The 19,146-nt window shown below is 44.4% G+C and carries 22 protein-coding genes, 4 tRNA genes and 1 pseudogene; 18 read left to right on the forward strand and 9 right to left on the reverse strand.

The genetic code is table 11. The annotated features are described in order from the left end of the window. Window positions 1–229: 229 nt before the first annotated feature. Window positions 230–1,411: an O-phospho-L-seryl-tRNA:Cys-tRNA synthase gene (gene pscS, locus QAS77_RS03225; RefSeq protein ID WP_305064146.1), complete on the forward strand. Its 1,182-nt coding sequence runs from the start codon at window positions 230–232 to the stop codon at window positions 1,409–1,411. Beyond that, a complete protein-coding gene (locus QAS77_RS03230; protein ID WP_305064135.1) occupies window positions 1,408–2,415 on the forward strand; it encodes a DUF169 domain-containing protein in 1,008 nt (335 codons plus the stop codon). Before pscS ends, QAS77_RS03230 begins: the two co-directional genes overlap by 4 nt. A 107-nt stretch (window positions 2,416–2,522) precedes the next feature. Here the strand turns inward: QAS77_RS03230 and QAS77_RS03235 are convergent, their stop codons facing one another. Further along, complete coding sequence (locus tag QAS77_RS03235) at window positions 2,523–2,756, reverse strand: sulfurtransferase TusA family protein (protein WP_305064136.1); 234 nt, start codon at window positions 2,754–2,756, stop codon at window positions 2,523–2,525. Between the two features lie 412 nt (window positions 2,757–3,168). Between QAS77_RS03235 and QAS77_RS03240 the strand changes: the two genes are divergently transcribed. Then, window positions 3,169–3,414, forward strand: coding sequence for a winged helix-turn-helix transcriptional regulator (locus tag QAS77_RS03240; protein ID WP_305064147.1), 246 nt, complete (start codon window positions 3,169–3,171; stop codon window positions 3,412–3,414). A gap of 367 nt (window positions 3,415–3,781) precedes the next feature. Here the strand turns inward: QAS77_RS03240 and QAS77_RS03245 are convergent. From QAS77_RS03245 to QAS77_RS03260, 4 genes are all read right to left on the reverse strand, one after another. Next, window positions 3,782–3,853: transfer RNA gene (locus QAS77_RS03245), tRNA-Gly, on the reverse strand. A gap of 10 nt (window positions 3,854–3,863) precedes the next feature. Continuing rightward, window positions 3,864–3,938, reverse strand: a tRNA-Phe gene (locus QAS77_RS03250). Between the two features lie 62 nt (window positions 3,939–4,000). After that, a tRNA-Val gene (locus tag QAS77_RS03255) sits at window positions 4,001–4,077 on the reverse strand. Window positions 4,078–4,251: 174 nt separating this feature from the next. Further along, window positions 4,252–5,025: a HesA/MoeB/ThiF family protein gene (locus QAS77_RS03260; protein ID WP_305064137.1), complete on the reverse strand. Its 774-nt coding sequence runs from the start codon at window positions 5,023–5,025 to the stop codon at window positions 4,252–4,254. A 119-nt stretch (window positions 5,026–5,144) separates the two neighbouring features. On the opposite strand from QAS77_RS03260, the gene mbhE reads away from it, so the two are divergent. From mbhE to QAS77_RS03305, 9 genes are read left to right on the forward strand one after another with little or no spacing between them, the layout of a single operon-like run. Beyond that, the gene (mbhE, locus tag QAS77_RS03265) at window positions 5,145–7,514 is read left to right on the forward strand and encodes a hydrogen gas-evolving membrane-bound hydrogenase subunit E (protein WP_305064138.1); all 2,370 of its coding nucleotides are present in this window, start codon (window positions 5,145–5,147) and stop codon (window positions 7,512–7,514) included. Beyond that, window positions 7,514–7,933: a monovalent cation/H+ antiporter subunit B gene (locus QAS77_RS03270; protein WP_250868131.1), complete on the forward strand. Its 420-nt coding sequence runs from the start codon at window positions 7,514–7,516 to the stop codon at window positions 7,931–7,933. Before mbhE ends, QAS77_RS03270 begins: the two co-directional genes overlap by 1 nt. Then, window positions 7,926–8,348, forward strand: coding sequence for an NADH-quinone oxidoreductase subunit K (locus QAS77_RS03275; RefSeq protein WP_250868132.1), 423 nt, complete (start codon window positions 7,926–7,928; stop codon window positions 8,346–8,348). The genes QAS77_RS03270 and QAS77_RS03275 overlap by 8 nt, the downstream gene beginning before the upstream one ends. Then, the gene (locus QAS77_RS03280) at window positions 8,345–9,886 is read left to right on the forward strand and encodes an NADH-quinone oxidoreductase subunit M (RefSeq protein ID WP_305064139.1); all 1,542 of its coding nucleotides are present in this window, start codon (window positions 8,345–8,347) and stop codon (window positions 9,884–9,886) included. Before QAS77_RS03275 ends, QAS77_RS03280 begins: the two co-directional genes overlap by 4 nt. Next, on the forward strand, window positions 9,883–10,377 hold the full coding sequence (locus tag QAS77_RS03285; RefSeq protein ID WP_305064140.1) for a Na+/H+ antiporter subunit E: 495 nt from the start codon (window positions 9,883–9,885) through the stop codon (window positions 10,375–10,377). Before QAS77_RS03280 ends, QAS77_RS03285 begins: the two co-directional genes overlap by 4 nt. Further along, window positions 10,374–10,640, forward strand: coding sequence for a cation:proton antiporter (locus QAS77_RS03290; RefSeq protein WP_305064141.1), 267 nt, complete (start codon window positions 10,374–10,376; stop codon window positions 10,638–10,640). Before QAS77_RS03285 ends, QAS77_RS03290 begins: the two co-directional genes overlap by 4 nt. Then, window positions 10,637–10,984: a monovalent cation/H(+) antiporter subunit G gene (mnhG, locus tag QAS77_RS03295; protein ID WP_250868135.1), complete on the forward strand. Its 348-nt coding sequence runs from the start codon at window positions 10,637–10,639 to the stop codon at window positions 10,982–10,984. The genes QAS77_RS03290 and mnhG overlap by 4 nt, the downstream gene beginning before the upstream one ends. 37 nt (window positions 10,985–11,021) lie before the next feature. Continuing rightward, entirely contained in the window at window positions 11,022–12,074 is a 1,053-nt protein-coding gene (locus tag QAS77_RS03300) for an L-threonylcarbamoyladenylate synthase (protein ID WP_305064142.1), read from the forward strand. Between the two features lie 8 nt (window positions 12,075–12,082). Continuing rightward, window positions 12,083–12,328 carry a hypothetical protein gene (locus QAS77_RS03305; protein WP_250868137.1) on the forward strand — a complete coding sequence of 82 codons (246 nt, stop codon included), beginning with the start codon at window positions 12,083–12,085 and terminating at the stop codon, window positions 12,326–12,328. Between the two features lie 73 nt (window positions 12,329–12,401). Here the strand turns inward: QAS77_RS03305 and QAS77_RS03310 are convergent, their stop codons facing one another. Next, window positions 12,402–13,721, reverse strand: coding sequence for a signal recognition particle protein Srp54 (locus QAS77_RS03310; protein ID WP_305064143.1), 1,320 nt, complete (start codon window positions 13,719–13,721; stop codon window positions 12,402–12,404). 205 nt (window positions 13,722–13,926) lie between these two features. Beyond that, window positions 13,927–14,001 (reverse strand) — tRNA-Met (locus tag QAS77_RS03315). A gap of 196 nt (window positions 14,002–14,197) precedes the next feature. Here QAS77_RS03315 and QAS77_RS03320 point away from each other — a divergent pair. Both QAS77_RS03320 and QAS77_RS03325 read left to right on the forward strand, forming a co-directional pair. Beyond that, window positions 14,198–14,629, forward strand: coding sequence for a Zn-ribbon domain-containing protein (locus QAS77_RS03320; RefSeq protein ID WP_250868139.1), 432 nt, complete (start codon window positions 14,198–14,200; stop codon window positions 14,627–14,629). 75 nt (window positions 14,630–14,704) lie between these two features. After that, window positions 14,705–15,466: a heparan-alpha-glucosaminide N-acetyltransferase gene (locus QAS77_RS03325; RefSeq protein WP_250868140.1), complete on the forward strand. Its 762-nt coding sequence runs from the start codon at window positions 14,705–14,707 to the stop codon at window positions 15,464–15,466. 14 nt (window positions 15,467–15,480) lie between these two features. On the opposite strand, the gene dinB is transcribed toward QAS77_RS03325, so the two are convergent. Next, window positions 15,481–16,545, reverse strand: coding sequence for a DNA polymerase IV (gene dinB / locus QAS77_RS03330; protein WP_250868141.1), 1,065 nt, complete (start codon window positions 16,543–16,545; stop codon window positions 15,481–15,483). 135 nt (window positions 16,546–16,680) lie between these two features. Here dinB and QAS77_RS03335 point away from each other — a divergent pair, with 135 nt between their 5' ends. The 4 genes from QAS77_RS03335 to dapB all read left to right on the forward strand — a co-directional run bounded on the left by QAS77_RS03335 (window position 16,681) and on the right by dapB (window position 18,968). Further along, entirely contained in the window at window positions 16,681–16,971 is a 291-nt protein-coding gene (locus tag QAS77_RS03335; protein WP_250868142.1) for a hypothetical protein, read from the forward strand. 119 nt (window positions 16,972–17,090) lie between these two features. Then, the gene (locus QAS77_RS03340) at window positions 17,091–17,285 is read left to right on the forward strand and encodes a 30S ribosomal protein S17e (protein ID WP_250868143.1); all 195 of its coding nucleotides are present in this window, start codon (window positions 17,091–17,093) and stop codon (window positions 17,283–17,285) included. A gap of 19 nt (window positions 17,286–17,304) precedes the next feature. Continuing rightward, window positions 17,305–18,180, forward strand: a complete 876-nt coding sequence (dapA, locus tag QAS77_RS03345; RefSeq protein WP_305064144.1) for a 4-hydroxy-tetrahydrodipicolinate synthase — start codon at window positions 17,305–17,307, stop codon at window positions 18,178–18,180. Further along, window positions 18,177–18,968, forward strand: a complete 792-nt coding sequence (gene dapB, locus QAS77_RS03350; RefSeq protein ID WP_305064145.1) for a 4-hydroxy-tetrahydrodipicolinate reductase — start codon at window positions 18,177–18,179, stop codon at window positions 18,966–18,968. Before dapA ends, dapB begins: the two co-directional genes overlap by 4 nt. Window positions 18,969–19,024: 56 nt before the next feature. Here the strand turns inward: dapB and QAS77_RS03355 are convergent. Then, window positions 19,025–19,146, reverse strand: a pseudogene (locus tag QAS77_RS03355) (IS91-like element ISMbu9 family transposase); the annotation flags it as partial.

The following is a 19,146-nucleotide window of genomic DNA, read 5'->3' on the forward strand; positions in this document are numbered from 1 at the left end:
CTGAAGGTGTTATGTTCAAGGAAATTAACGTCACGAGCCTTGAAGGTTCTCAAAGAGCAAAGCAACTCGGAATAGAGGAAGTACCTACTATCGCTATTAATGGAGATGTCGTGCTTATCGGGCGAGTGGAAAAGGACGAGATACGAAAGGAACTTGAAGAGTTCCTGTGAATAAGAAGAATTGTATTTGAGCAACAGAATCCAGGGGGAATTCCTAACTGAATCTTGATATTTATAAAAATTTGAACAGGGGTATTGAAAGCACATACATTAACCTGAACCCTATACAGAGGGGAGGGGTGCTTACCGCTGAAGCCAGAAAAGCAGCGCTTGAATTTGCGGATGGTTATTCAGTTTGTGATTTCTGTTTCGAATCAAGGGTGGATCTTGTCCAGAACCCGCCTGTAAGAAACCTTACAGCAGATATTGCAGAGTTCCTGAATATGGATGATGTCAGGTTCACAGCCGGATGCCGACATGCAAAATGGGCAGCTATGCACATGGTTACCGAACCCGGTGATACTCTTGTACTGGATTCACTTGCACATTATACATCATATCTTGCAGCAGAGGCAAACCAGTTGAAAGTCGTTGAAGTACCACATAGCGGATATCCGGAATTTATTATTGATCCTGAGGGATACGCGGAAAAGTTCGAAGAAGTTGAGCGTAATACAGGTTCCCTTCCGGCACTGGCACTACTGACACATGTCGATTATCGATATGGTAATGTGGCAGATGCTGCATCTGTGGGGAAGATCTGTAAAGAATACGGAGTTCCGTATCTGTTGAACACAGCTTATTCTTCAGGAATAATGCCTGTTGACGGCAAAAAACTTGGTGTGGACTTCCTGTGTGCTTCCGGGCACAAAAGCTGGGCTGCATCCTCCCCAATGGGAATACTCGCAACCACTTTTGAGTGGAACCAGCAGGTATTCGATAAGTCAACCATCAGAGGTGACTGGAGTGGACGTGGTTTCACTAAAAAGGAGGTCGCTCTGTTTGGATGTTCACCTGTCTTCGGAGTTCCGGTAATGACACTGATGGCATCGTTCCCCAGTGTTGTGGAACGTGTGAAACATTGGGATGAGCAGGTAGAGAATGCCCGATACATTGCCACACAGCTCGAGCGTATCGAAGGGTTTCACCAGATGGGAGTAAAGCCTACAGAACATACACTTGTAGCATTCGAATCCCTGCCACTCTTTGAGGCTGCTGCCAAGACCAAGAAACGGGGTTATTTCCTGTACCACGAACTGAAGAAACGAAAGATAATCGGAATACAGCCGGGTATGAGCAAGAGTTTCAAATTAAATACATTCGGACTCAGCAGAGAGCAGATAGAATACGTCGCCAACGCTTTCATTGAGATCGCAAGGAAATATGAGATACCGGTGGAGGATGAAGCATGAAATACACAGAACTAACAAAACAGTTCAGGCAGTTCTTCGAGTTGCCGCTTACACCGGTCGCTGTTAAGTTCAACAGCGACAATGAGCCGAATATCCCACATCCGATGCGTTATTGTGAGATAGTCAGGAAAGCTGCGGCATTCGGTACATCTTATACCTGCTCGGCTGACGATATGTCCTGTGCAAGCGCAGAACTTGCACTTGGGTTTATCGAACCTGCTTACGGGGAGGTGTATCCAAGGGTCAAACCTGCCAATACCGAAAAAATGACCGTGGAGCCCCTTGACAAATGCGAATTTGAACCTGATGTGGTAGTAGTTGTCGGAACCGCCAGCAAACTCATGCGTGTGGCAGCAACGCTTTCTAAAGTGAAAGGAGATATGGTGAATGCCAGATTTAAAGGGGAATTCGCGGTCTGTGGAGAATGTACGACCATCCCTGTAATGGAGAACAAGGTGAACCTTTCCCTTTTGTGTGCCGGAGCACGTATGTTCAGCGATTACAGGAATGATGAGATAGTATTCGGATTTCCCATGGAAGCCTTTGTTGAGCTCACAGAATCATTGAAAGAAGAGAGTATCACAAAAGCGCTTTGTGGCTGTCTTATGGACGACCTGCCAGCCCGTTTGGTGGAGGCTATCCTCGCACTCGGATTCACGAAGGGCACGGACCATTTCCTTGGCCGTTTTGGAGATGAGATCGTAAGACTATACATTCCAAAGGATGAAAGTGGAAAAAGTTCATCAATAACACTGCATGTTCCGGTCAAATTCAAAGATGCGGATATTGCAAAGGGTTCAAAGGATGTGGCATCCTGCCTGTTCGAAGAACCGATGAACTATCGCCTCAGGGACAACTGGGTTGATATAATACTACTGATCGACCTTCACGAACCGATCAGACGAGCAGCCATGAAAACAGAGAAGTTCAATGCACTTGTCAACAACGGAATAGAAGTAATGCTGGATCGTGTTGCTAAATTCAAGCGCAAGACGATACAGTGAATCAATTTTGATTTACTTTTTTTTAGCAAAAGTAGTCCTCTAGAGTAAGGAGACCTACTTATGACCATTTTAAAAAAATATGTAAAAAAGAAGAGCTGTTTGAAGTATCAGACTTTTTTAATATGGACTTTCCATATGTTATTTTCTTCTTTATCGATACCAAGAATGGTATGACCTTCGTTCTTCACACTTTTAGGAACATTTGATACTGCAGGTGCATAATCAAAGATAACTGTGAGACGGTCACCAATTTCCAGTTCTTCTAACTGCAATTTGGTTTTTACGAAAGTAAAGGGACAAATCTCCCCCCTGAGATCTAATTCTATTGATTCTTCAGCCATATTTCTACCTATTATATTAGTATTTGAACAAAAATAGCTATACCTATAAAGATATAAGAACTAAGATACAGGCAAATAAAGACGGCTTCTCCACCCATGCATCAATGCAAAATCAACGAAACAAGGCGATTTGGTGTATTTTGCCGACATATTTATATATTAGAGAAACGCACTCACAATTGTGACTTCACAATAGTGAACCGTTGCAACATCTCAAACCAGAGATATTAATAATATACATTATACAAAGGAGAAATGATAATGAGGGATCGATTTTGTTGAAAATTACAAGGAAAGCGTACAGGTAAAGAGAAACATCGAAGGGCCAAACGAAAAATATCTGAGGAAGGCAATCGAGGGGCTACCCCCTTCTGCAAAACTTGTCTTCAAAGTACTGGAATACGGCGGTCTTCTGACACAGAAAGAGATTGCTGAACAAAGTTATCTTCCACCACGTACTATCAGATATGCTTTGGGTCGGTTGAAAGATGAGGATTTCCTACAAGAAAGGTTTTACTTCAAGGATGCAAGACAAAGTCTGTATGGTTTGAAGAATACACCTGACATGTATGAAGAAACAAAGATCCCCGTAAACTCCGAGATCAATTCTGCCATATTGGGCATAAATTCGGAAAAGTACGAATTATCAGCTGTATGATGTGGGATAGGTTATCAATATCCCATTGAACATATAGCATAGGAAAGAAAGTTGTACTGGGAATATCTCGCAGAAGTTCTGTGAAATAATTTCCAGTAAACTTTCTGCAAATTCTATTTTTATAATTAATTATCCAGGTTCATCAGTGATCCTGACAGACATGCAATGGTATTAGAATCATATTAGTGACAAAGAAAAGCACAGATCCATCTGTCCATAAAGGGTTGCTGATACTCAACAATTAGAACATCATCCAGAGAAATGATTCAATAGATACTAGCTACTAAAGCAATTGCATTCAAGCTCATTGAAGATAGATCAAAAAAATAGAACATTAGCAATGATATTAAGATAATAAAAAAAGATATACACCAGTCGGGAATCGAACCCGAGTTCGAGCGTTGGCAACGCCCGGTGATAACCGCTACACTACTGGTGTGAATTGATCCTGGTGCCCAGACCCGGATTCGAACCGGGGACAACTGCCTCTTCAGGGCAGCGCTCTCCCACTGAGCTACCTGGGCTGTGAGAGCATCCGATAATAGTCGTTTTAATATTAAAACCTATCGAATGGCACGAAGATTTGTGGTGGGCCCGCGGAGATTCGAACTCCGGACCTCCGCCATGTCAAGGCGACGTCATGACCAGCTAGACCACGAGCCCATGTTGCTTATTTGTTGCCCAGTATATTTGGAACCTGAACAACGCTTCTGTTTCGTTTTTGCTTCAAACCATGTTGCTTGAAGCAAACTCTTATAACAGAGTTAAGCTATAAAAACTTTATCACTATAGCCTATTTTCAAACATCTTTAGGATCAATGTCCAAATAACTGAATATCAGTAATTATCCGCATCAATAGACGTTATTGAAGGGGCATCCCCACAAACAGGACATTTCGGATTCTTACGCACAGTGATCTCATCAAACCTCATCCCCAAGGCATCGTAATAGATCATGCGTCCCACAAGCGGTGCCCCAAGGTGCACAAGGTGCTTGACGACTTCCGTAGCCTGCATTGTACCGACAACTCCCGGAAGAATACCCATGACACCGGCATCCCTTGCAGCATCTGTAGAAGGTGAACGTGCGAATATACAACGATAACAAGGCCCCTCGTGTGGCAATATGGTCATCACCTGCCCTTCGAACATGAAAATACTTCCATGGAAAAGGGGCTTTTTCTGCAACACACAAGCATCGTTCAACAAATAGCGTGTGGCAAAATTATCAGAACAATCGACCACAACATCATAGTCCTTAATGAGACCCTCCACATTATCAGGCCCAACACGCATCTCATATGCTAGTACATTGATATCCGGATCCAGCCTTTCGACATATTCCTTTGCAGAACTCACTTTTGGCTTGCCGAGATTTCCCGCATGGATGACCTGTCTTTGAAGATTGCTCATCTCCACAACATCATCATCCACAATTCCAAGTGTACCAACCCCCGCAGCAGCAAGATACTGTATCACAGGTGAACCGAGTCCGCCTGAGCCAATACACAAGACACGGGATGACAGAAGCCTCTTCTGCCCCTCCTCACCCATCTGCTTCATGACAATGTGCTTTGCATAGCGTTCTTTTTGATCTGGTGAAAGGTTCATATCCAGTCTATACAATTAAGATAATATAAATAGGCAAGTGGTTACGGCCGCATATTTGTCATGGTTTATAATTGTAATTAAAAACGGTTATATATTGGAACTTTGCTAAGAGAGGAGACATGGATTCATTTAATGCAATAACGGCAGCTATATTCCTGCCGTTTATATTTGCCGGGTTGGTACCCGTCATGGAAAAGCTGTTAAAGCAACGTGTCGGCTGGTTTGCAGTCGCTACAGCCCTTACCTGCTTCATACTCATTGGGATAGCAGTACCAGATGTCATCGGAGAAGGACACATAGTTCAGGGAACGATCTCCTGGATGCCTTCAGCAGGAGTGGACTTTACCATATATGCAGACGGACTTGCAATGATGATCGGATTTATCGCATCCGGCATAGGTGTCCTGATCATGTCCTATTCCAATGGATATATGTCCAAAACAGAAGACCTAAAACGATACTATCAGTACCTCTTACTATTCATGGGTTCCATGATAGGAATGGTCTTTTCCGGAAACACCATACAGCTCTTCATCTTCTGGGAACTTACCAGCATCACCTCCTTCATGCTCATCGGATACTGGAGGCACAAACCCGAATCCATATACGGTGCCACCAAATCCTTATTGGTCACAGCCTCCGGCGGACTTGCAATGCTTGCAGGTTTCCTTCTACTCGGAAATGTCACCGGTTCATTTGATCTGGCAGCCATATTGAATGATCCGCAAGTGATAAACGCCATAAAGGAACACGAGCTCTTCCTTATAACACTTATACTCATATTCATTGGTGCAGCAGCCAAATCTGCACAGGGACCGTTCTACATCTGGCTACCCAATGCAATGGAAGCCCCCACGCCTGTCAGTGCGTTCCTTCATTCCGCAACGATGGTAAAAGCAGGTATCTACCTTGTCGCAAGGATACACCCTATATTCTCAGGAACAGAAGCATGGTTCATCCTTGTAAGCGGCACAGGCATCATCACAATGCTAGTAGCCGGATTTCTGGCATTCAGGCAGACAGATATCAAAGGTATCCTTGCATACTCGACCATCAGTCAGCTTGCATACATGATGACAATGTACGGCTACACCACACACCACGAACCTGGCATTGGTGTCGCAGCAGCTACATTCCACCTTCTCAATCACGCCACGTTCAAAGCCTGCCTCTTCCTTGTCGCAGGAATAGTGGCACACGAAGCAGCCACAAGAGACATACGAAAGCTCGGAGGTCTGCGGCGTGAGATGCCCATAACTTTCATAATAGCGTGTATTGCCGGCCTTGCCATGGCGGGGATACCGCCACTTAACGGTTTCCTCAGCAAGGAAATGTTCTACGAGTCCTCCCTGGAGATGGGAGCCTCGCTAGGCGGTATATTCACATTCCTGATTCCCGCATTTGCCGTACTCGGAGGAGTTTTCACATTCGCCTACTCGATAAAGCTCATTGATGGGATATTCCTGGGAGAACGTGACAAAGACGCTATCCCACACCATATACATGAACCACCAATGACAATGCTGATTCCACCAGCATTTCTGGCGTTCCTCGTAATACTGTTCGGAGTCATCCCATCAATACCCATACATCATATCATCGAACCGGCAGTATCAGGCATCCTTCTGGAAACTGCACATCTGCACATAAAGCTGTGGCATGGGTTCACCGCGTCCCTGATGATGACCATCGTGACATTCATACTGGGTATCCTGATATACACAAAATACGACAGGATAGCAGCATGGCAGGATAACTTCAACATGAAGAACCCCTGGATAAGCATCAATTACTATTATGACCGTGCAGTTGATTCCGCGAAAGGCAATGCATTCAGGTTCTCCTCGAGAAGCCAGACAGGAAGTATAAAGCTCTACATGAGCGCTATGCTCCTGCTGATGATAGCACTGATAGCGATTCCGGCTGCGATACTTGCAACCAATATAGTGCCATCACAACTGAACTTCGACATACCACCCTATGAAGCGATACTATTAGTGCTACTCATTGTAGCGGCACTCTCAGCAGCAATCCTGCCAAAATATCTGCCGGCCATCATTGCGCTCTCAGCCCTTGGCTATGGTGTCAGCCTGCTGTTCATATATCTGAAAGCACCTGACCTTGCCTTGACACAAGTACTGGTAGAAACCCTATCCACCATAATATTCCTGCTTGCAATAACCAAAATACCCCAGAAATATAAGGAAAAGATATCCTTTTCGGTATTCACAAGAGACATACTGATCGCAATAACCGTCGCCGCAAGTGTATTTGTATTACTCCTCAATACGACACAAGGCATAGTTGATCCTTTTGCATCACTGTCCCACTATTTCATCGATAACAGCCTCCTCCTTGCAGGCGGTCACAATATCGTCAATGTCATAATCGTAGACTTCAGAGGCTACGATACCCTGGGAGAGATAGCGGTAATGTGCCTTGCAGCACTCGGTGTCTATAACCTTATACACAGCAGGAGCGAGGAATAATGACGACCATAATAACAAAGACCATCACAAAGATATGCATCCCACTGGTGATCCTATTCTCCATCTCCCTGCTACTGGCAGGCCATAACAATCCAGGCGGAGGATTCATCGGCGGCGTTATGTTCGCTTCAGTGATCGCATTTGCATATGTTGTCTTCGGATTGAGATACATAAAGACATTCTTCAACCCGGATTGGGCCAAATGGTTTGGTTTCGGCCTGACACTTGCCTCCTTAACGGCATTTTCGGCCATGATGTTCGGGCACAACTTCTTCAGAAGTGCAGTGGAATTCGTGCACCTGCCCCTTTTCGGAGAGATAGAGCTTGTATCTGCCGGTCTTTTTGATATCGGCGTCTATTTTGTAGTGATAGGTTCACTGCTATTCATATTCAAAAACGTAGGTGACGATAATGAATAATTTTTTACTTACCCTCACCATATCCATACTATTTGGAATAGGAACATTCCTGATACTCAGGAGAGACATGATAAAGGTCATCATCGGGCTGTCAGTACTGTCCCATGCTGTGAACCTGCTGATAGTATCAGCCGGTGTGTTCGAGAACGGAAAAGTACCCATAATAACCGGCTCAGGACACGGCGGAGAAATAACAGGCACCATCTATAACGACAATCTTGCAGAAGGGATATTCGCCCCCTTAGTTTCCGCAGGGTCACATGTCGAATTTGTAGACCCGCTCGTACAGGCACTCGTACTTACAGCCATTGTCATCAGCCTTGCAACGACTGCATTCATACTTATCCTCGCATACAGGATATACGAGGAATACGGAACTACCGACATACGTGAGCTGAGGAGGTTGTGGGGATGAACATATCAATGACACACCTGCCCATCCTCCTGGTAGCAGTACCGATACTGATGTCCGCACTTATGATATTCCTGCGCTCCAATGCAAATGTGCAGAAATGGCTCAATGTCTCGGTCTCGTTTGCCATGATGCTGATAAGCATTATACTGCTCCTGCAGGTCTGGAACGGAGGAATTCAGGTCTACGAAGTAGGAGAATGGGGCAAATATGGAATTGTGCTTGTAGCAGACCTGTTAAGCTCAGGAATGGTCGTGCTAAGCTCGTTAGTATCCTTCCTTGCGTTGCTATATTCCCTTGATTACATTGAAGGTAGGTCATTGAACTCGACCTACCACTCCCTGTTCAACCTTCTTGTGGCAGGTCTTAACGGAACCTTCCTCACAGGTGATATTTTCAACATGTTCGTATTCTTTGAGATACTGCTGTTGTCCTCCTGCGGACTTGTCATCGCCAACGAAAAAGGAGGCGTGACAAAGAGTTCCGACAAGATGGAAGCCACTTTCAAGTACCTTATACTGAACATGATAGGCTCCATTGTCATGCTCATTGCAGTAGCTTCTCTTTATGCCACAGTGGGCACCCTTAACATGGCAGACCTATCGGTCAAGATAAGTGCCATGACAGCTGCCGGAACACTTCCATGGCATACATACGCCATTGCACTCTTATTCATAGTTGTCTTTGGAAATAAGGCAGCCATCTTCCCAATGCATTATTGGCTCCCCGATGTACACCCCACAGCACCTTCACCCATCAGTGCCATGCTTAGCGGTGTTATGATAAAAGTAGGAGCCTATGGGATCCTGAGAATATTCTTCCTTATATTCAGGGATGCATTGTTCCTGCTTCAACCCATAATCATCTTACTTGCACTTGTGACCATCATAATTGGAGCAGTTTCCGCAGTAGGGCAGAACGATGTCAAAAGACTTCTTGCATATTCAAGTGTAAGCCAGATAGGATATATATTCCTTGGAATTGGCATCGGTTCAGTCTATGCCCTGACAGCGGCACTTGTATATCTGGTCAACCATGCCATCGCAAAGTCCATGTTGTTCCTGACATCCGGAGGCATAATCCACCATGCAGGCACAAGGGACATGCGTCAGATGGGAGGTATGAACAAGACCACGCCGATCATGAGCATAGCATTCCTCATAGGTGCAATGTCGATCGCAGGCCTTCCCCCAATGGGAGGATTTATAGCAAAGTTCATTCTCTTTGATGCAGGACTTCGTGCAGAATACTACATACCCGTCGCCATTGCACTGTTCTTTGCAGTGTTCACCCTGTTCTATATGTTCAGGGCATGGTTGTTGATGTTCTGGGGAGAGACCAGAGATGTTGAAGAATATGGTGAATATTCCTCACACAAACCATCGCTGATGATTGCCCTTCCGATAGTGAGCCTTGCAGCCCTCGCATTTATCTTCGGGGTCTATGCAGAACCGCTCATAGCCCTTGCACAGGCGATCGCGGAACAACTTATCGATCCGCAACCATACATTGATGCAGTTATGACGAGGGTGGTCCGATGAAACGATATATCCTTTACTCAATGTTCCTTGGGCTTATCTGGTGTTTTGTTCACGGAACGGTAAACTTCAACAACTTCCTGATAGGGGCATTACTTGGCCCTATCGTTATCAGACCTTTCAGATCACTCTATGGATTTGAGAACAAGATCTCCTATCAAAAAGTAATAAGGAAGATACCGAAGTTAATGAGGTTCTTCTACGTACTTTTCATAGAGATCATCAAAGCCAATATAATGGTAGCCAAGATAATCCTTCAGCCAAAGATGGACATAAAGCCGGGGATAATTGCGGTCCCGATCCGTACAAAGACAAATACGGGAATAACTGCCATCGCCAATACGATCACACTTACCCCGGGAACACTAACAATTGATGTTTCAGACAACAAAGAAGTGCTTTATGTGCACGCCATCGATGCATCTGATCCACAGGGACTTTGTGATTCCATCAGAGATGATCTTGAAGAATACGTACTGGAGGCATTCGAATGAATTCACTGATATTTGATATTTCTATCACGTTCATGGTCATTGCTATAATACCATGCATATACAGGGTGATCAAAGGTCCGACGATCCCTGACCGTGTTATCGCAATTGATGCAATGACGACCGTAATAGTTGTTATACTGGGCATCTACTCATACATGCAAGAGTCTGCATTCTTCATGGACGTAGCTCTGGTCCTTGCAATAATCTCCTTTGTGGGAACAGTGACCATTTCCAAATATCTTGATGAGGGGGCTGTATTTTGATAGAGATTGGACTTATTCAGGATATTATCAGCACATTCCTGCTTGTAGTAGGAGCATTCTTCGTATTCCTTGGGATGGTAGGATTGATCCGCTTGCCTGATGTATATAATCGTTTACATGCCACTACCAAGATAGGCACGCTCGGTGCATTTGGAGTTATGTTGAGTATTGTAGCAAAGGTAGGACTCGAACCCATAGGCGTGAAAGCCATAACAGTTGGTCTTTTCATTCTGCTCACAGCACCAGTTGCCGCACACATGATAGGCAGAGCTGCTCACAGGCACGGAGTAGGCCTTTGTAAAGAGTCCGTCATTGACGAATACGGCAAAGAATACAATAAATGATGGAAAATAGAGAAACGAAAAGGTCCATCAATTAATTATGAGTAACAAAACACTGGTCATTCGGGCTGACAGCGACAATTTCGAAGAGGAGCTGTCAAAGGCTGCCAGCATTATCAAAGAAGGTGGCACCGTTGCTTTCCCCACGGAAACGGTCTACGGCCTGGGAGCCAATGCTCTGGACCCTGATGCTGTGAAGAAGATCTTTGCAGCAAAAGGAAGACCTGCAGACAATCCGCTCATAGTCCATGTCTCCAGCAAAGACCAGTGCGAAGATCTGGCAGAGGATATAAACCAAACTGCATTCAGGCTTATGGATGAATTCTGGCCAGGACCACTCACACTCATACTGAAAGCAAAGAAGATAGTGCCTGAAATTACCACCGGCGGACTTGACACAGTCGGCCTGAGAATGCCTGCCAATGATATCGCCCTTGAGCTTATAAGGATGTCCGGGACTGCAGTAGCAGCACCCAGTGCCAACACTTCCGGACGACCAAGTCCCACAAGTGCCGAACACGTCATACAGGACCTTGATGGAAAAATAGATGCAATAATAGACGGAGGGATAGTGGAGATAGGATTGGAATCAACGGTGGTGGATGTTACCGGAGATATACCAGTGGTCCTGCGTCCCGGACAGGTCAGTGCAGAAGATATCAAAGAATGTGTAGGGCACGTAGAAATTGGATATACCGACAGGACCCTTGAGGAAAGCGAGACTGCGAGATCACCAGGAATGAAGTACACGCACTATTCACCTGAGACAAAGGTCATACTCATAGAGGGTAGGCCGGAGAATGTTAAAAGTACAATGACGGAGCTAATAACAAACTGCCACAAGGAAGGGAAAATGGTCGGACTTCTTGCAACTGAAGAAACATCAGGTTCGATAAATGCCGATGAGATGTTCTCACTTGGTAAAAGAAATGAACCTGCCCAGGCAGCCCATAGTATATTTATGGGCCTGCGACATCTTGATAGTAAGGAAATTGACCTGATCCTTGTCGATGGGACATTGAAAACAGAAGGAATCGGAGCTGCCGTATTTAATCGGTTACGTAAAGCGGCGGACGAGATAAAAAAAGTATAAATAGGGAAGTGTATCCACTGAAAACAGAAAAAAAGGAATACAATGTTGCAAAACAAGAATACTATGCAATCACAAAAAGGAACAAGAAGATAGCTATGGCCGACATGCTTATCCTCGGCACAGGACTTCTACTCAAATACTTTGACCAAGCCGAAATCGGAAAACATTTCATGTGGCTCGGATTCGTTCTGCTGATATACATATTCGGCACGAATATGATGGCACGTAATGACCTTAGAAAACAACAACCATAATTATTTTTTTAATAAAAAAAGGGTAAGAACTTCGGAGGTATATACCTCCGAAAATACTTCATTACTACAATACTTACATACCCATCTTCTTCATCATTTTCTGCATATTGAACTTACCGCCACGAAGTCCCTTCATGGCATTTTGCATCATCTTGTGATATTTCAGGAGGTCACGTACAGCATCCGGACTGCTGCCTGAACCCAGGGATATTCTCCTGATGCGTGCACTACCGATCAGCCTTGGATTGAGGAGTTCCTCATCGGTCATGGAGTCCATTAGAACACGATAACCTTTCATTTTATCTTCAGTGACCTTGTAAGCATCATCTGAGAGCTTAGCCCCCATGCCTCCAAGAGGGAGCATCTGCATGATCTGTTTCATAGGACCCATCTTATTCATTGCCTCAAGCTGTGAATACATGTCCTTGAGAGTGAAACGGCCCCGCATCATGGCCTCCATGTCAATGTCCTCTTCGGAAAGGGTCTCCTCTGCCTTTTCGATCAGTGATTTGATATCACCCATACCAAGAAGACGGGAAATGAACCTGTCCGGTTCGAACTTCTCGAGGTCGTCCGGAGTTTCGCCCACACCAATGAAAGCAATGGCGGAATTCGTCTCGGAGACAGCGGACAATGCCCCACCACCTTTTGCAGTACCATCCAGCTTGGAGATGACAACTCCGGAAATACCCACCGAATCATTGAAAGCCCTTGCCTGCTCACTTGCCTGCTGACCAATAGCACCATCAAGGACCAGTAACGTGTAATCCGGTTGTGCTACCTTGTGGATCTGCTCCATCTCATCGATGAGGTCAGCTTCCAGAGAGTGACGGCCAGCAGTATCCACGATAAGTACATCGTTCTTCTCAAGCTCCGCCAATCCTCTTTCCACGATCCCCACCGCGTCAGGATTACCTTCTTCGCCGTAGAATGGAACGTTCAATTTGTCACAAAGGATCTTCAACTGTTGATATGCCCCCGGACGAAACGTATCTGCACAAACGACAGCAGGCTTCATTCCTTTTCTCTGGAAATAGCGGGATAGTTTGGAAGTGGTAGTGGTCTTACCACTGCCCTGCAGACCGATCATCATGATAGTTTGAGGCTTTAGAGGAATGTCAGCGCTTCTGCCTACGATACTGATGAGTTCCTGGTAGACTATCTTGATGACATGCTCACGTGGGTTCATGCCTGGCGGAACTTCTTCCTTCAAGGCACGTTCCTTGATGTGACTGGACATCTGCATTACAAGCTTGACATTGACATCCGCCTGCAGCAATGCCCTTTGTATATCCTTTACGACCTCAGTGACCGTTCTTTCATCGATGCGCCCAGCGCCGACCAGTTTCTTTAAAGCGTCCTGAAGGGAACTGCCGAGTTTATCCATTACCATATAATGATCATCCTGTGAAATTGATATAAAATAAAGTATGATTTAATGTGTGATTTCCTGAAACAAAGAGGTGAGCTTTATTTAATAACCTTTTGAAAACAATAGTAATTAAAATAGAAAATATTTAAACTTATAGAACCAGAACAAAGATATAAAGTTAGATTAGTATTAGTGAAATTAATATTGGAGAAAATAGTAGATTGAATAGCGGGGGATGGATTCGAACCATCGGTCTACGGGTTATGAGCCCGTCGGGATCTCCTGGCTACCCCACCCCGCTAAGAGTGAGTTATTCATGCATTGTGTGACTGTACCACACTTGCAACCCTACTACTGCGCACTGGCATATATAGTTTGCGTACAACCCGCCTTCTGAAACTACTTTTACCTCATGTTAAGGTATAGATAAGGATAACAAATGATCTCATGCCATAAATCTTTAAATATATCGCAACTAATAGGGAATCGGTGAACAGATGCCACATAAATGTACCCGATGTGAAAAAATATTCGAAGACGGGGCCGAAGTAATTCTAAGCGGCTGTCCGAACTGTGGCTGGAACAAGTTCCTTTATGTAAAGGACATGGAGCCTGAAGAAGAAGCCAAAGAAAAAGAGGTCCAAGTACAGCCAGAGATAGTGGATAGTGTAGAAGAGGACATCCCGGCAGAACAGTTCATCAGAGAAATAGATGATATCATCGGCATTGGACATCAAAGAGAAACAGTTGAAAAAGAAGAAGAAGGGGAACGCGTAGAGTCCGTAAGAATACTCGGACCTGGCTCCTATGAACTGAACCTGAACTCCCTCTTTGAAAGGGAAGAGATAGTCATGGCTATCAAACAGGATGGAACATATGCAGTAGACCTCTCCTCTGCTTTCAGAAAGAAAAAGAAGAAACACAATTGAATCATCAGATGCATCAATTGATCCTAGATCCCAACAATTCATTTCAAGAGGTTATCATTGAAGTCTGGGGAGTGGATGACAGGAACCTATGACAGAAAATGGGAAATTGACTTCCTGAGAGGAATAGCGATCATACTGATGGTTTTTTTCCATCTGCTCTATGACCTTGAGTTCCTGGGTTACCATGAAAGTAATGTCCAGACAGAGATCGTTTACCTGATAGGAAGAGCAGCAGCATTTTTATTCATATTTGTAGCAGGAATATCACTCACCTTAAGCTTCTCAAAACAACTTGAACTGGAGCAGACCAAACCTAAATTTACAAAATATGTAAAAAGAGGATTGAAGATATTTTTGTGGGGGATGGTAATAACTGCCGGAAGCTACATTTTTTTGAAAGAAGGCATTATTATATTCGGAGTACTCCACTTCATAGGAGTTGCTATAATACTTTCATATCCATTTCTGAAATATCGTATCCCAAGCCTGGTTACAGCTATTTTGATAATAATCACCGGGATGCTTTTACGAACAATTACAATAGAACAGCCCTGGCTGTTATGGATAGGTATCCAGCCAACAGGATTTAGATCATACGATTATTTCCCGTTGATCCCATGGTTCGGAGTGATGCTAATAGGCATTTTTACAGGAAATGAACTTTATCCGCAATACAAAAGGAAGTTTGCCCTTTCGGACATTTCCGAACTTCTCCCCATAAGGATATTGACGTACATGGGTAAAAGATCACTGCTTATCTATCTGCTTCATCAACCAGTACTGATAGCTATCCTCTACATTGCAGGATTTGCAGACCTAAGCCAATTCACATCATGAAATGTTAATGATGCTTAGAAGAAATCCGAAAGTCGGGTCTGCCTTTCATCGAGCTTGTCCAGTTTTGTGACACCCACACCTAACAGGCGTAATTTATTTTTCCCATTGAATTCCTGAAGCAACACTTTTGCGGTTTTCCTGATAGTAACAATGTCATCGGAATGTGCAGCAAGTGTTTTTGCTCTTGTATAGGTTGTGAAATCTGCAAATCGGACCTTTATTGTAACGGTCTTGAACAAGTATTTCTTCTGTGAAAGGGAAGCATGGACATGCTCTGAGAGAGTATCCACCACACTTCCCAGATATTTTACATCAGAAGTATCCTTATCGAAAGTGTCCTCTTTACTGATGGACTTTATATCCCCACTTTCCTGAACTTTACGCCCATCCACACCATTGGCAAGCTGATGCATGACCAGACCGAACTTACCAAACTTCTCGCGTAATTCCTGGACATCATATACAGCAAGTTCCCCGATCGTCCCGATACCCATCTGCCCCAGCATTACACTCGTTTTCTTGCCAACACCCGATATTCGGGAAACATCCAGAGGATAAAGGAAAGAACGGACATCCTCAGGGCGCACAATAGTCAAACCATCGGGTTTTTGGAAATCTGATGCTATTTTCGCAATGGACTTGTTAGGGCCGATACCGACTGAACAGGTGATGCCCTCCTTTTGAAAGACATCTTCTTTTATCTGTAACGCCAGTTTTTCAGCCTCATCCAGCCCGGAAACGACATCGGAAACATCAAGATAAGCTTCATCCACACTTACTTGCTGGAACTTTGAAGAATAGCCCCTGAGCAGTTCCATAATGGAGTTGGAGACCTTCTTGTACAGAGGCATGTTAACACGCAGATATACAGCTTCAGGACAGAGGCGATATGCTTTTGAGATAGCCATTGCGGACTTTATCCCAAACTCACGTGCCTCATAGGAACAGGTGCTTACAACACCCCTGTTACCCTCTTGCAGCGGATCAGAGCCAACCACAACAGGCAACCCTTTGAGTGTAGGATCTGCAGCTACTTCCACGGATGAATAGAAGCTGTCCATGTCAATATGAAAGATCATTTTAATAGTCTCACCAGCCCATTCATAAACAACATGATTGAAAATGTTTGTGCACATTAGCAGACATTCAGCAAAGGATTTAATCCATAAAGGACATTGAGGATTCATAACGTATAGAGCTATAGGAAATGAACAATGTATAGATACATAGCCATTGCAGCATATTGCGTAGTCCTTTTCCTGACACTTCGTGATATCAGGATATTTCGCCGCACAAGATTTGATTCATACAGAAAAGGAGCAATTAAAGGAATTGTGGCATCCACAGTAGTACTACTGGGCATCATTGTAGTAGAGGTCAACGCTGAGATCGGATTGGTGATAGTGTTCATAGGCCTTTACATAAACCGCAAAGGGATGCGTGAAAATGTATTCAATGAAGCGAACACTGTCGAGCGACTTATGGGAAAGAGCGATATAAATTGAGCAGCCACCTTCAAATAAAGCATTAGAAGATGCCCCCAATCCAAAAGATATAAATGTAAAGGTTTTCTATAAGGCGATACTCTTAATAATATCTATCTAAATTTACTGGAGATACTTAAATGGGAAATATTAGACAAACACATATCAAGAACATTTCATTCCGTCTGGTCGAGAACTATGGAGACATTTTTACAACAGATTTTGACACAAACAAGCTCCTTGTCTCTCAATACACAACTATTGAGGGCAAAGTAATCAGAAACCGTGTAGCAGGTTACGTTACCCGCAAGATCAGATATCCAAAATTAATTTAAGTCCGGGAAGTGGAACGCTATGTTCGAAGGAGTATTACCGGCGCTTATAACTCCGTTCACGAAGGATGACACCATCGACAGGACCGGTCTGATAAAGAATATCGAATTTGCCGAGAATGGCAAAGTGACCGGTGTAGTTGTCTGTGGTACCACAGGTGAATCTGCCACATTATCTACGGCAGAGCACATGGAGGTCATCGACATCGCAGTAGAATGTGCGAACGTACCGGTAGTTGCCGGCACTGGCTCGAACAATACGGCTGAAGCAGTGGAACTAACAAGACACGCCGAAGAGGCCGGAGCCTCAGGTGCTCTTGTAATATCCCCATATTACAACAAACCGAACAAAGCGGGACTTATATCCCATTTTAGAACAATAGCAGAAGCAGTGGAAATACCTATTGTGCTCTACAACGTGCCTTCACGCACAGGGCAGGACATTCCACTGGAAGTTATCACAGAGCTTGCCAAGATCGATAATATCGTAGGGATCAAGGAAGCAAGCGGTAGTATTGACAAAGCATCACAGATAATCGAGAACACAATGGACGAGGACTTCATGGTCACATCAGGAGATGATGGACTTACCTTACCAATGATGAGTATCGGCGGATGTGGTGTTATATCCGTGGTAGCTAACATTGTGCCGGACAGAATGAGCAGGCTTGTCAATGCCTTCAACGAAGGCGACACAACAACCGCTCAGCAGTTGCACTATGAAATAGCTCCACTTATACGTGCTCTTTTCACAGAAACTAACCCAGTACCAATAAAGCGTGCAATGGACCTTGTCGGCCTCAATGCAGGTCACTTAAGGCCACCCCTTGCGCCGATCAGTGCTGAAAACGATAAGCTCCTTACAGATTGCCTTAAAGGACTCGGGTGCCTACAATGATAAATGCAGGAGTTACAGGTGCTTCCGGACGAATGGGGAAGCTCATTATTGAGAACATCATCAAGATGGAAGGAATTCAGTTATCTTCCGCGTTCGATCTTATGAACATAGGCAAGGATGTGGGAGAAGTTGCACAAATCGGGAAGCTCAATGTGAACATCTCTGATGTAGCAGATATTGCAACCGTTCTGAAAGAATCAAAGACCGATGTTGTCATTGATTTTACTATTGCCCCTGCAACCGCTGCAAACGCACCAGCAGTAGCTGGAGCTGGAGTTGACCTCATTATAGGAACTACCGGATTCAGTGATGAACAGCGTGCTACCATCGAAGATGCCATAATCAAAAACGGCACTTCAGCAGTTATCTCACCAAACTATTCAGTTGGTGTCAATGTATTTTTCAAGATACTTCAGGAAACCGCAAAGTACCTTTCAGAATATGATATCGAGATAATCGAAGCCCACCACAACCAGAAGAAAGATGCACCCAGCGGAACTGCTATGAAAGCAGCAGAGGTCATCAGTGAAACTTTGGGCGGCAAAGACTTTGTTTACGGACGCGAAGGTCTCGCACCAAGGGACAAAGAGATCGGCATTCATGCAGTTCGCGGAGGAGACATTGTGGGTGATCATACAGTTCTCTTTGCCGGAGACGGCGAAAGGATAGAGATCAAGCATCAGGCACATTCCAGAAATGCATTCGCATCAGGCGCAGTAAAAGCAGCCATCTGGATCAATAATGCAGGACCAGGCATCCATACAATGGATGATATTCTGGGATTCTGACCTTTTTTCATTAAACAAGAAAGCACCCTTCGGATGTAAATTTATTGTAGGTACGACTACCCCATCACTACACCCCAATCATTTATATTACCATTAACTTCCGCAATTTCCCTAGGCGGTCCTTTCTTATACCAAACAAACTTCATTTTGCCACCACAAAATGAACACTGTGGCGCTC

It is taken from the genome of Methanococcoides sp. (assembly GCF_030594565.1).
Lineage (GTDB): Archaea > Halobacteriota > Methanosarcinia > Methanosarcinales > Methanosarcinaceae > Methanococcoides > Methanococcoides seepicolus.

Bases quoted from the DNA above. Each gene is read 5' to 3' on its own strand.
- QAS77_RS03230 (WP_305064135.1), top strand. From the start codon at position 1,408: ATGAAATACACAGAACTAACAAAACAGTTCAGGCAGTTCTTCGAGTTG.
- QAS77_RS03235 (WP_305064136.1), bottom strand. From the start codon at position 2,756: ATGGCTGAAGAATCAATAGAATTAGATCTCAGGGGGGAGATTTGTCCC.
- QAS77_RS03260 (WP_305064137.1), bottom strand. From the start codon at position 5,025: ATGAACCTTTCACCAGATCAAAAAGAACGCTATGCAAAGCACATTGTC.
- mbhE (WP_305064138.1), top strand. From the start codon at position 5,145: ATGGATTCATTTAATGCAATAACGGCAGCTATATTCCTGCCGTTTATA.
- QAS77_RS03270 (WP_250868131.1), top strand. From the start codon at position 7,514: ATGACGACCATAATAACAAAGACCATCACAAAGATATGCATCCCACTG.
- QAS77_RS03275 (WP_250868132.1), top strand. From the start codon at position 7,926: ATGAATAATTTTTTACTTACCCTCACCATATCCATACTATTTGGAATA.
- QAS77_RS03280 (WP_305064139.1), top strand. From the start codon at position 8,345: ATGAACATATCAATGACACACCTGCCCATCCTCCTGGTAGCAGTACCG.
- QAS77_RS03285 (WP_305064140.1), top strand. From the start codon at position 9,883: ATGAAACGATATATCCTTTACTCAATGTTCCTTGGGCTTATCTGGTGT.
- QAS77_RS03290 (WP_305064141.1), top strand. From the start codon at position 10,374: ATGAATTCACTGATATTTGATATTTCTATCACGTTCATGGTCATTGCT.
- QAS77_RS03300 (WP_305064142.1), top strand. From the start codon at position 11,022: ATGAGTAACAAAACACTGGTCATTCGGGCTGACAGCGACAATTTCGAA.
- QAS77_RS03310 (WP_305064143.1), bottom strand. From the start codon at position 13,721: ATGGTAATGGATAAACTCGGCAGTTCCCTTCAGGACGCTTTAAAGAAA.
- QAS77_RS03320 (WP_250868139.1), top strand. From the start codon at position 14,198: ATGCCACATAAATGTACCCGATGTGAAAAAATATTCGAAGACGGGGCC.
- QAS77_RS03325 (WP_250868140.1), top strand. From the start codon at position 14,705: ATGACAGGAACCTATGACAGAAAATGGGAAATTGACTTCCTGAGAGGA.
- dinB (WP_250868141.1), bottom strand. From the start codon at position 16,545: ATGATCTTTCATATTGACATGGACAGCTTCTATTCATCCGTGGAAGTA.
- QAS77_RS03335 (WP_250868142.1), top strand. From the start codon at position 16,681: ATGTATAGATACATAGCCATTGCAGCATATTGCGTAGTCCTTTTCCTG.
- QAS77_RS03340 (WP_250868143.1), top strand. From the start codon at position 17,091: ATGGGAAATATTAGACAAACACATATCAAGAACATTTCATTCCGTCTG.
- dapA (WP_305064144.1), top strand. From the start codon at position 17,305: ATGTTCGAAGGAGTATTACCGGCGCTTATAACTCCGTTCACGAAGGAT.
- dapB (WP_305064145.1), top strand. From the start codon at position 18,177: ATGATAAATGCAGGAGTTACAGGTGCTTCCGGACGAATGGGGAAGCTC.